Origin of the sequence: Halobacillus halophilus DSM 2266 (genome assembly GCF_000284515.1) — a bacterium.
GTDB lineage: Bacteria > Bacillota > Bacilli > Bacillales > Halobacillaceae > Halobacillus > Halobacillus halophilus.
The window spans coordinates 4,046,883-4,059,440 of sequence record NC_017668.1 but is presented as its reverse complement, the minus strand read 5'-3'; the positions used below and the strand labels follow the sequence as shown (position 1 = coordinate 4,059,440).

Annotated in this window: 7 protein-coding genes; all 7 read left to right on the top strand. The window is 35.5% G+C overall.

The annotated features are described in order from the left end of the window. Positions 1 to 39 precede the first annotated feature (39 nt). Complete coding sequence (pglX, locus tag HBHAL_RS19745; protein WP_014645301.1) at positions 40 to 3,558, top strand: BREX-1 system adenine-specific DNA-methyltransferase PglX; 3,519 nt, start codon at positions 40 to 42, stop codon at positions 3,556 to 3,558. 51 nt (positions 3,559 to 3,609) lie between these two features. After that, entirely contained in the window at positions 3,610 to 6,105 is a 2,496-nt protein-coding gene (gene pglZ / locus HBHAL_RS19740) for a BREX-1 system phosphatase PglZ type A (protein WP_014645300.1), read from the top strand. 27 nt (positions 6,106 to 6,132) lie between these two features. Continuing rightward, positions 6,133 to 9,312 (top strand): DEAD/DEAH box helicase, encoded by a 3,180-nt coding sequence (locus HBHAL_RS19735; RefSeq protein WP_014645299.1) that lies wholly within the window; start codon positions 6,133 to 6,135, stop codon positions 9,310 to 9,312. Between the two features lie 14 nt (positions 9,313 to 9,326). Continuing rightward, the gene (locus HBHAL_RS19730; RefSeq protein WP_014645298.1) at positions 9,327 to 10,313 is read left to right on the top strand and encodes a restriction endonuclease; all 987 of its coding nucleotides are present in this window, start codon (positions 9,327 to 9,329) and stop codon (positions 10,311 to 10,313) included. Positions 10,314 to 10,335: 22 nt separating this feature from the next. Continuing rightward, complete coding sequence (locus HBHAL_RS19725; RefSeq protein ID WP_014645297.1) at positions 10,336 to 10,716, top strand: DUF6680 family protein; 381 nt, start codon at positions 10,336 to 10,338, stop codon at positions 10,714 to 10,716. A gap of 157 nt (positions 10,717 to 10,873) precedes the next feature. Beyond that, positions 10,874 to 11,227 (top strand): hypothetical protein, encoded by a 354-nt coding sequence (locus HBHAL_RS19720; RefSeq protein ID WP_041601480.1) that lies wholly within the window; start codon positions 10,874 to 10,876, stop codon positions 11,225 to 11,227. 103 nt (positions 11,228 to 11,330) lie between these two features. Then, the gene (locus tag HBHAL_RS19715) at positions 11,331 to 11,873 is read left to right on the top strand and encodes a hypothetical protein (RefSeq protein ID WP_145956081.1); all 543 of its coding nucleotides are present in this window, start codon (positions 11,331 to 11,333) and stop codon (positions 11,871 to 11,873) included. Positions 11,874 to 12,558 lie beyond the last annotated feature (685 nt).

Below are 12,558 nucleotides of genomic sequence, written 5' to 3'. Positions count from 1 at the left end.
CAGGTAAATTATCTCCCCTCTACATACAGAGGTGAAACGATGAATAAAGCAGAGTTGAAGAGATTTGCTGTAGAAGCCAGGCGTGACCTGATAGATAAAGTTTCATTGAAAGCAGAGCAATACGGCATTACTGAAAATGATCAGGAATTGAAGGTTGAAGAAAACTACGGACAATTGTACGTGAACGGTAAATCATATGATACAGAAATGAAGCAATCTTTTCGTACATTACAACAACGTTTGAACAACGTAGGATACAATCAATTAATCGAGGAAATTTCATATACGTGGTTTAACAGAATTATTGCTATGCGCTATATGGAAGTAAACAATTATCTACCGGATAAAGTCAACGTGCTATCAAGTAGTACGGGTAAAAATGATCCTGACATTTTATTGCAATTTGAAACTATGAATTTAGATGTTAAACATCAAAAAGTGAGTGAAAGCATACAAGAAGGAGATAATGAAAAAGCCTATCGAAGTTTGCTCATTGCCCAGTGTAATGCTTTAAACCAGCTACTGCCTTTCTTATTTGAAAAGATTGAAGATTATACAGAGCTATTATTACCCGATTATTTATTAGACCAGGAGTCGATTATACGTAAAATTGTAAATGAATTGTCTGATGAAAACTTCTATCATGTACGTGAAGACGGTGTGCGTTCAGATAATGTCGAAGTATTAGGCTGGCTGTACCAATATTACATGTCTGAAAAGAAGGAACAAGTTGGTGGACTAAGAAATAATGCAGTGAAAAAGGAAGACTTACCTGTAGTAACTCAATTATTCACACCTAAGTGGATTGTACAATACATGGTACAAAATTCATTAGGAAAACTTTACGATGAGAAATACGAAGATAATCAACTGTCACAGCATTGGGAGTATTATTTTAAACATAAAGAAAACCATCATCTATATCCCAGGTTTGATTCATTAGAAGATTTGAAAATTATGGACCCCGCGTGTGGGTCTGGACACATTTTAATTTACTCTTTTGATATGTTATACGATATGTATGAAGAAGCAGGTTATCCATCAAGAGAAATACCACAGTTAATTTTGGAAAACAATCTCTACGGTTTGGATATAGATAAACGTGCTCAGCAAATTGCGAACTTTGCACTCCTGATGAAGGCAGCTGAAAAACAACCACGTTTTATTTCAAGGCTTAGTCGAAAAGGTAAGAGTCCAAAATTGAACGTATATGAAATAGTAGAGGCTGATCAAACATTATCTGAGGAGGCTATTAATTATTTTGCAGAAAATAAAATGGAAAAGTCATTCATCAACGAATTATTAAGCCAATTTGAGAATGGAAAACAATTTGGGTCATTAATAAATCCAATTGAATTACCTTATGAGGAATGGATTAATCGTTTATATAACTTAGATGACCAAAAAGTTAATTTACTTGATGAATCTTATATCAAAGAACTAAAGGTCAAGTTATTACCTATAATCGAACAAGCTAATTTATTATATCAAAGATATGAAGTGGTTATAACTAACCCGCCCTATCATAGTAGATACAACAAAGTGCTGAAAAAATATATGAATGAAAAGTATAAAGATTATAAAACTGACTTGTATTCTTCGTTTATATATCAGACCAAAACTATAACTAAAGATAATGGTTACTTTGTATTAGTTACACCATATACATGGATGTTCATATCTACTCACGAGAAATTAAGAAAAAACCTTTTACAAAAATCTGCATTATCAAGCTTAATTCATTTAAATTATTCTGCATTTAGTGAAGCAACTGTTCCAATTTGTGCTTTTGTAGCTCATAAACAAACCAAAAGTACTTTGGGGGTCTACCTGAAACTTTCAAAATATAAATCTACCGAACTTTCTTCCTTAGTTAAAGAGGCGGCTAAAGAAAATAGGTCATATAAATACATTCATAAAAGTGAAGAATTTTTTAATTTTCCTGGTAATCGCATTGCTTATTGGGCAACGGAATCTGTAAAATCAGCTTTTAAAAATCACAATGAACTAGGGGGTATTGCCCAACCAAGGGCGGGTTTACAAACTGGAAACAACGATAGGTTTTTGAGGTTATGGTATGAGGTTGGGGTTGAAGATATTGGTTTTAATATGTCCAACCTTATCGAAGCTAAAAATAGTAATAAAAAATGGTTCCCATATAATAAAGGAGGTGCCTATAGAAAATGGTATGGAAATCAGTACTATGTGGTAAATTGGGAAAAAGATGGAGAAGAAATAAAAGAACTTGCAACTAGCAAATACAAGAATTACACTAGGACGGTTAAAAACATTAATTTTTACTTTAGAGAAGGTTTGACATGGTCGGATGTTAACTCACAGTATTTTGGAATAAGATATTCACCGAAAGGCTTTATTTTTGATGTCAAAGGTTCTTCCTTATTTACTAATAACAAAGATTTTTTATCTATCATTTTAGGCTTTTTAACTTCAAAAGTTTCAAGTGAAATGTTAGAGCTATTAAACCCAACCATTAGTTTTCAAACCGGCGATTTAAAAAGTTTACCAATCATTGAACCAACTAATAGAAATTTAGTAAAAGAGTTAGTAGAGAGCAGTGTACAAATAGCCAAGGATGAATGGGAGTCATATGAAATATCATGGGATTTTAAACAACACCCATTTATAACTAATATAAAAGAAATTGAAAAAATTTCTGAGGCAAATAGTTGTTGGAAAGAAAAAGTTAATAACTACATTCAGCAACTAAGAAAAAATGAGCAAAGTTTAAATGAAATATTTATCAAGACTTATGGTTTAGAAGGGGAGTTATCTCCAAAAGTTGAAGAAAAAGATATTACAATAAGAAATGAAAGTCGTATAAATAATACTAAATCATTTTTATCTTACTTTATTGGTTGTGTCATGGGCCGTTACTCATTAGATGTTGAAGGGCTCGCTTATGCAGGTGGTCAATTTGATGAATCGATTTATCAAAAATTTATACCAAACCATTATGGTCTGATTCAATTAACAGATGATCATTACTTTGATAAAGATATTATTGTACGTTTACGTGAGTTTCTCTCAGTTACCTTTAGTCCAGATACAGTAGATGAAAATATGGAATGGTTAGCTGAATCATTAATAATAAAGAAAAATGAGTCACCAGAAGAACGACTACGCCGTTATTTCTTAGACGAATTTTTTAAAAACCATTGTAAAACCTATCAAAAACGACCAATTTATTGGTTAGTTGATTCAGGTAAACAAAAAGGTTTGCGAACGCTCATCTATATGCATCGTTACCAACCAGATACAATGGCAACGATTCGGTTTGAGCATTTACAAGAAATTCAATCGAAATACCAAAATGAAATTGACATGATTGATACACGTTTAGCTAATCCAAGTTTATCCGCGACTGATCGTCGTAGCTTAGAAAAATCTAGGACAGCTTTTCAGAAAAAGATTGATGAACTACAAGAGTTTGATAAGCATTTAGCTACTTATGCGAATGAACAAATTGATATTGATTTAGACGATGGTGTTAAAATGAACTACGCTAAATTTTATAATGTACTAGCAAAGATTAAGTAACAAAAAGAGGAGATCTTCTCCTCTTTTTGTTTACATATAGAGGTGGAAGACGTGAATGTAATTGAAAAACTACAAGAAAAAATACAACAAGAAAAGGAAAATAAAGGTAGGGCGATTGTGTTTTGGTATGACGCTCAGGCTCAAGTGAGTATTGATGAACTAAGCCAACAATTAGTGGGTGTTGAAGTTAGGTATTTAACAGATCAAAACTTTTTTCAACTGAAGGTGGAGCTTGAACTTCAAAGAGCAACAGATTCCTATTTAATCTATTCTGATGTACCAAGACCCGACGACAAAAATAATATATTGTTGGATATATTGTCATACAGCACAGAATTCAAAGCAGATGAAACAGCTATGCTATCAGAAACATTACACGTATCAGACCAGGTTTTACGTCCAATGATGGAGAAGTATGCGTCATTCTTTAATAGCAAAGAGCGTAAAAGAAAACTGTATAAAGTATTACCTGAACAAGCGAATGAAACGCAGTTTGAAATTAGTATGATGGCCGTTATAACAAAAGCCACGGTAGCTGACGTCAGAGTTATCTCACGTCAAGTTCTCTCGTCTGATTTACAGTTGGAAGATAATGAGTTTGTGAAGGCGATTAAGCGTAACTTCTCCTTAGATCGCACACTGGAGATCGTTGGTCGTTATTTTGGTGTTTCTTTGGGTGATCTAAACCAACCTTTCAAAGAGCTGATAAATGTACTTATTTATCAACACTTTAAACAAAAGGCAAATTTTATCGTGGAAGAGTGGGAAAAGCGTTGGATTTCTTCATCCCCTAACGTTTGTTCGCTTTTCATTGAAGAGTGGCTTCAGCAGAGTGATGCAGATATTCTTGAAAACCACATTAAGGAATGGGAGAAGGCATTTCATGTAAGGGAGAAATTAGGTACACAAGACATCTCCAACTATTCTCTAACAGACACCTTCCCTGTTGTTGATGCTCTGATCATAGAAAAATGTATCGATGAGCTACTTCATCAAACAATTCAGGGGGAAGAACGCTTATCTTTAATTGCGCAACGCTTGCAGACCCATTGGGGCTCAAAAGGTAAACTGAGAGCTTTGTATAAAACCCTTTACGAAGCTATTCGAATGGAGACTTTAAAAACTTTTGTACATCGAATTCATCAGGAAAGTGATTTTTATGAAAATTATGCGGAATCTCTCTACGAAATTGATCAGGCCTATCGTCATTTCATGGATCATTTCACACGTCTTGATTCGAAACAGATGTTGGAAGAGGTTGCTAATCGTCTGACAAATTGGTATGAAAATGAATATTTAGGTCGTCTATCAGGGGAAATGAATTTCAAACTTGAAGATGATTATGTACCAAAAATAATGCCACAGCGAACATTCTTTTCTGAAAAGATTCAACCAATATTGGATAAAGAACAAACAAGAGTGTTCGTAATCATTTCAGATGCTTTGCGTTATGAAGCTGGCTATGAACTTCATGACCATTTAACGAAACGTGAAAATGGTAGCTCTAGTCTTCAACCGATGGCATCAAGTTATCCAACTTACACACAGTTAGGAATGGCGTCATTACTACCCCATCGTCAACTAGAAGTCGATGACAAAAAAGGTGTATTAGCTGATGGACAATCGACTAAAGGAATGGATAACCGCCGTAAAATCCTGCAAACGGTTGAATCACAAACAGAAGTTTTTAAGTTGAAACAACTACTAGATATGAAAACAAGTGAAGCCGAGCAATTATTAAGAGGAAAGCGGTTGGTTTACCTATACCACGATCACATTGACGCTTTAGGGGATTCAGCTAAATCAGAGCGTGAAACCTACGGAGCTGTTCATCAAGCAATTCAAGATTTACAAATTGCAGTTGATCGTTTGTCCCGCCTTCAAGCAAAGCGGATTTTTATCACTGCGGATCATGGGTTTCTGTTCCAATTTAAGCAAATTGAGGAGTACGGAAAAATCCCAGCTGTTGAAGGGAATGTATTAGATGGTAGCCGACGTTTTGCAATTGGACATGATTTGTCAGTTCCAGAAGGAGCAATTAAATTAGCTGAGCACCAAACTCCTTTAAAAAATGCTGAAGTCGTGCTTGCGAAGAGCCTCAACCGTTTTAAAACTGGTGGTGGCCTTCAATTTATCCATGGCGGAGCATTACCTCAGGAAGCTGTTGTTCCTTTGATTGATTACCGTCGCATTGAAAAGGCTCAACCAGTGGATATTGCGGTAGCCATGATTAATAAAGTAATCTCGAACTACCGAGTGCCCGTGTCGTTCTATCAGGAACAAAGTATCACAGATGAATACACATCGCGAAAAGTGCGAGCAGCTTTTTACCAGGGCAATGAGCGAATATCCAATGAAGTTGAACTTGTGTTTGATCTAAAGGGGGAAAATAAAGAGCGTAATAGGCAAGTAGAGTTTAGCTTAATTGAAAAGCATTATAAGATAGGTGAAAAATGTAAACTGAGAATTGATACAGTAACTAAAAAGGGTAAGGAAACATATCTCGAAGAAGAGTTTGTTTTACGCCTATATGAAGCCTTGTATTAAACTTGAGAGGGAAATGGAGGTGTTTTTATGCTCAAGAAAGGTGAAATAGTCGGGGGATCTTTCTGGCCAGAGCCTGTTCAAATTAAGCATGTCGAAAGCATTGATGAGGAGTTGTTTTTGGTAGAAGCTGTCGGTCGTGAATCCAATCAATTCTTCGAAAATTATTTAGAAGAATTTCAATTAGAAAAAGTGGAACATTATTCTGAGATCGAAACTTCAGATCAATGGAAGAATCGCTTTCAACACTATTTACAGTATCACGTATTGCGAACAGAAAAAGAATACTCTCAAGCACGGGCTCGTGGGAATAAGAATATGATACCTCTGCCTCACCAAATTGAAGCGGTTTATAGTAAGATGCTTCAGGCCCCTCAAGTACGTTATCTATTGGCTGATGATCCAGGAGCAGGTAAAACGATTATGTCCGGTATGCTGATCAGGGAATTGAAAGCACGAAATATGGTTCGCAAAACGTTAATTCTAGTTCCTCCGCTAGTATTAAAACAGTGGCAGGCAGAGTTAAAAGAAAAATTCGATGAAGATTTCTTAATTATAACTCGTGATTACTTGAAAGCTTCGGGTGAAACCAACCCCTTTGAAATGCACCAGCAAGTGATAGCATCCATGTATTGGGCTTCTAGAGAGGATATTAAAAATATGATCCTAAATTCTCACTTTGATTTAGTGATTGTAGATGAGGCTCATAAGATGGCAGCTTACACAGTAGGACAGAAAAAAAGAAAAGTGAAACGCACGAAAATGTTTCAACTTGGGGAGAACCTGTTACGTCATTCAGAACATTGCATGCTTCTAACAGCTACTCCGCATAAAGGAGACAAAGAAAACTTTAGGCACTTAATGAGCCTTATCGATCATGATATTTTTTCTCAACTGAATCGAAGTGACTCTATTTTCGAAAAGAGTAATCCATACGTAATCCGTCGGTTAAAAGAAAAGATGGTTAAATTTGACGGAACACCCTTGTTTCCGAAACGAACGACAAAGACACTTGGTTTCGAGTTAAGCTCTGCAGAAGTAGAGCTATACGACGCTGTGACGGACTACGTACGTCATTACTTTAACCGTGCGAAAAAGAATGATAAACCGAATGTTGCTTTTGCTATGATGATTTTACAACGGAGGCTTAGCTCTTCTGTGGAAGCAATCTACCTCTCTCTATTACGAAGAAAAGAACGACTGCAGAAAGTTTTGGAGACAGGACAGAGGTTTCAGCAATTAATAGACACAGAAGAATATGAAGAAAGCTCCTTTGAAGATCAGGAATTGATGGAGCAATATGCAGAAGGTGAATTTGAAGAACTTGATATGGACGAACTTCAGGTGGAAATAGAAATGCTTGATCATTTGATCCGCAAAGCAAATGTGGTACGGCAGCAGGAGAATGAGAGAAAATTTCTTGAACTGGAAAGCACCTTATTTGGAGCAGACGGACTTCTTGCTCAAGGGGAGAAAATACTAATTTTCACGGAATCAAAAGATACACTGAATTATTTAGAAAAGAAATTGAAGGCTTATGTACCGGATATTGCTAAAATTGTGGGTGGTTTTTCCATGGACAGGCGTCAAGAAGAGGTGGAGAAGTTTCGCAACGATTTGCAAATCATGCTTGCTACGGATGCTGGTGGAGAATCCATTAACCTTCAGTTCTGTAATCAGATGGTAAATTACGACATACCATGGAATCCGAATCGATTGGAACAGCGAATGGGGCGTATTCACCGTATCGGTCAAAAGAACGAAGTGTTTGTCTTTAATTTAGTAGCTACAAATACTCGTGAAGGGGATGTGCTTTCACGTCTTCTTACAAAGATGGAACAGATGAGGGAAGACCTTGGTCAGGAATTGGTATATGATTTCATCGGTGAAGTATTGGAAGATCATCAGGCTGATTTACCTTCTATTATGGAACAATCCATTATAGGCAGGGAAAATCTCGATAATGTGATTGAGCGTATGGAAAAGACCTTATCCGAAGAACATGAACGATTGCTAGAGTTAGCTAAGAATGAGCGTCTTGATGAAAACTTTGATTTACCAGGAGCTAAACGCTCTTTCGATAAAGTTTCAATCCATAGCATTCCTCGGCGGTTCTATGGTCACTTCGTTTTACAAGGTTTAGAAAGTACGAGGACACGTGTGAGCGTCTCGGGAGACAAGTCTACAGCTCGCATCGACCGTTTTCCTAAACGTATACGTGATTTTGCCCGCGGACGTAAGTTAATGTTTGATTTCGATGAATCTATTCGTTTTGCATTAACTACGAACTCAGAAACTATTCAACTTTCCATGTTACAAAATGACAGTCCTGTGTTTAACATAATTATGCAATTGACCTTTAAAGAAATTCAGCAGGCTGTTTTGCCATTTTATGAAGTTCAAGCCTCCGTTCCTGAAGATATGAAAATTGAGTTGAATCAGGTAACGATTGTGGATGGAAATGGTCGTGAGCTTGAACAACAGTTAATGATGACTGGGAAACGCGAGAATGGTGGTTTTGTCCAAGTCTCTCCTTATTTCTTATTTCACCAAACATTAGAGGTGGAGGGTACGTTCGTTCAAGAAGACCAAGACATTAAACGGTACGTCATTAAGCATGCAAGAAACCTTTTAAAAACAATTCAACGTAAGCGAGAGGATTATGCTAATAGAAAAAGAGTCTTTTTAAGAAAGTCTTTTGAAGAGCAGATTGAAACATTACAGCAACGTTTAGAAAAATACCAGAGAGAAAACGTAGAAAGAAAAAATAGTGCATTAATCAACCAGACTTATGCACAGATAGATGAAATAGAAGACCGCAGTAAAGAGCGTTTGAATGAAATTGATCGGGAACGCTCCATCCAACTAAAACCAGTAAAGCGGATAGCACAATTTAAAGTTTCATCCAATGGTGTATCAAATGGACGTGTTATTCCTCAGGACTTTCTCTCTCTAATTGAGGAGTATGAATTGAAAAGTGGTAGGTTGAATGTTCAATTACAACCTGCTTTTGGACTCGTAGATTTTATTAGTGAGGATGTTGAGGGCGAAAATAGGTTGATCGTCGTCACTGACGATTTATATCAGTTTAAACAACAACTGGTGCTGGAGGATTATAGTGATATAACAGAACGGGTTTTCGTGTATGAGCTCAGAGAACATGGAATTAAAGAGCATCAGTTGGATCAAGGGTTAATGTTTACTTATTAAAGGGGGATTCATAAATGAAGCGTTGGTGGATGGTTCGAGCAGGGGACAATAATGAATTAATTCCAGTGTGGGAAGAACAGGGCATTGCATCTATTGGATGGCCGCAATTAGAAGATCCAAAACAATTTCAATCAAAGAGTGAAATGATTGATATGGCGGATGAAGTTTATGAAGAAAGTAAACCGAAATCCAGAAGCAGTTGGGTAAATCAAGTTTGGCGTTTTAGTAGAGACATTAAAAAAGGGGATAAGGTAATAACCTACTACAAAGAAACTAGAGAGTACATGGTAGGAACAGTGGCAGGTGACCATTATTTTGATAAGTCGATTGGAGATTCAAATTATCCTAATCATATAGACGTTGACTGGGAAGAAGTTACGGTAGAACGGGATCTTTTGTCACAAGCAGCTAAAAACAGTTTAGGCTCAGTACTAACGGTATTTCGTGTTGATGAATGGGGGAAAGAAATTGAAAGGTTAGTGGAATCCCCTTTCTTAGAACCTGAGGATATAGATGAAGATGATGAAGAAGAAAGTGAAATCATACAAGACCTGGTTAATAAAGCATTAGTGATGGTTCAGGATAAAGTAGATAATCTCGATCCCTGGCAAATGCAAGAGTTAGTAGGTGGTTTATTACAAGCAATGGATTATAATGTTCAGGTAAGCCCTAAAGGGCCTGATGGAGGAGTGGATGTACTAGCATTTAAAGATGCATTTGGATTTGAAAAGCCAATTATAAAAGTTCAGGTAAAGCATCGAAAATCATCTGCATCTGCACCAGAAATTCAGCAACTCCTTGGTGCAAACCCAATTGATGCGAATAGTTTATTTGTCTCTACCGGGGGATTTACTTCGCATGCTGAAGCGGTCGCAAAGCATAACTCTGTTAGATTAGTAGACCTGGAGGAATTGGTGAATTTAGTTGTGAAGTGGTATGAGCAAATGCCAAATGATGTACGAGCCTTATTGCCTTTACAGAAGATGTATGTGCCAGAGTGATAATAAAAAAGGATTGATAATTATGGAATGGGTTACTGTTTTTGTTTCATCCCTGTTTTCTGGTGTTATTGGTATTATAATTTCAAATTTATATCATAAACGCTCAGTTAAGAGAAAACAAAAATACGATTTATTAGAACAACTAATGGGAAACCGCTTTGACTTAAAGGGAGATAAATTTTCTGAAGCGCTGAATAAAGTGTTTATTGTATTTAATGATTCTCCAGAAGTATTACAGTCTTTAAAGTCTTTTCATGAAAGCATTAGTAGCCAACACCATGAATCTGATATCACAAATCAAAGGCTGTTGGAATTATTTAAGAATATGTGTGATGACCTAAAAATTGATACTAGAATTCTGACTGATAGTTTTTATTTAAGGGCGTTTAATATAAGGAATTAGTAAATTATTTAAGGTCAGTAGTGTGACAATAGACGTTCATTGAGCAACTGCGCTCATCATATTAAAACACTAGCATGGTTGTATATATGAGGTATCAAAAAATGGGTTTTGTTATTTAGATAATTAATTATAAACCAATGATTAGAGGAAGTGTCATATGGAAGAGAAAACTTGGATAACAAAAGCAGCATGGCTTATTATCCTACTAGGAATACTAAACTTTTTTGGGATGCTTAGACCGATATGGTTATTAGCAGCAACTATCTTTTCTTTTTATTTGTTATTTCATGATTGGTTAGCTAATAAAATAACAAACAAAGCAAACGGTCATAATGGAGATCTTCTGCTTCTATTTGTTCTTCTTTTGTTTTTAGCTGGATTTGGTTACCTTGCAATAAATACAGGTATAGATGATGCATTAAAGTATAGTGAAAATTTTGTAGGCAGAATAAATGATACACTTGCAATGATAGTACTAGGTATAACGTTGAGATTATACATAAGAAAATAATAGATATAAGGATGGGGTTAACCTCCTTATATCTCGTTGTTTACCCTATTTAACGTTACGGTGAGCCGTACCATAAGTGAATTCTAGGTTTGTACAAAAGTGGGTGAGTGTAATAGAAAAAGTAATAGCAGCTATGGCACTTACAGTGCTATTCCATACTCTTACGTATTCAGTAGTATTATATTTAATGAAATTAATGAAAAGATTAAAAATAGCTTTTGCAGAAACAAGTTTTAATCTTGAGAGTGCACGCTCAGATGTAAAAAACGGAATAAAAAAATATTCTTACTTAGATAATTTTTTTAAATGGAGGATATGGACATACTTTACCTCTTCCGCATTATTTTTCTTATTAAAAGATAATCCAGATCAGATTGGTGATAGTTTTAAGCTTGTCATCTTAAGTGTATTGTTAATTGCTATTGGAGAGTTTATTCATAGTAGTATATTAGGGGGGAAAGAAGAGTTATTATTCTATTTTATGAAGTGTTTTGTCATTATTATATATCCTATAGGGTTTGTTAGGCTATTTTTGAATAATACCTCTAATACTTTCATTTTGCTATTATCTATTGTAGTTATCCTTTCCTATTCATTTTTATTTGTTAAGTATGTGATAGATTCATTCTATTCTTATTTATTTTAATTTATAAATTTCATTTGTGTATTATTATTTTTCAACCTTATTGTTATTGGAATAATTTTTGGTGTGTTTTATCTAGAAAATAACGATGTGTTTACATATTTTGATCAGAAAGAAATTTATGGATTAAAACAGAGTTTAGAGTATAGTAATACACCTTCTCTCTATTCTGACTTGTTATTAGTAATCCATAAAGGTATAGAACCTTTTTTTAATTATCCATCAAATTTAAACACGGAAGCAGGCATTATTAGTTTTATACCTTTGTTGGAGCATATTATTGGTAGTGTATTTAATTTGTTAATTATAGGATTCTTTGTCTCATATTCAGTAGGAAAACTTTTAGAAAGAAGGAATAGTGAATTTTAAGATTATGAAGGGTGAATTCTTATCATAAGAAAATAAAAATGATAAGGTGTATTTTAGCCGGTGGTCCTGCCGACGGACTTGAACTCATGATCGCCGCTTTATTGCCGCCTTATATACTCAATGGCAAGATACCGGCCGCGGATACGAGCCAACCCTGATTTTCTGGAGAGCTTTCAATATTACCCACTTTACTTTCTTACTCGCCATTCCACTGTTCTCAAATGGAAGGACACTGGGGATGCTGCTGACAAATTTGACGGTCGTATCCAAAGACGGAAACAAACCACACTCTCCCAGACTATCTTACGAGCGGAGCTTG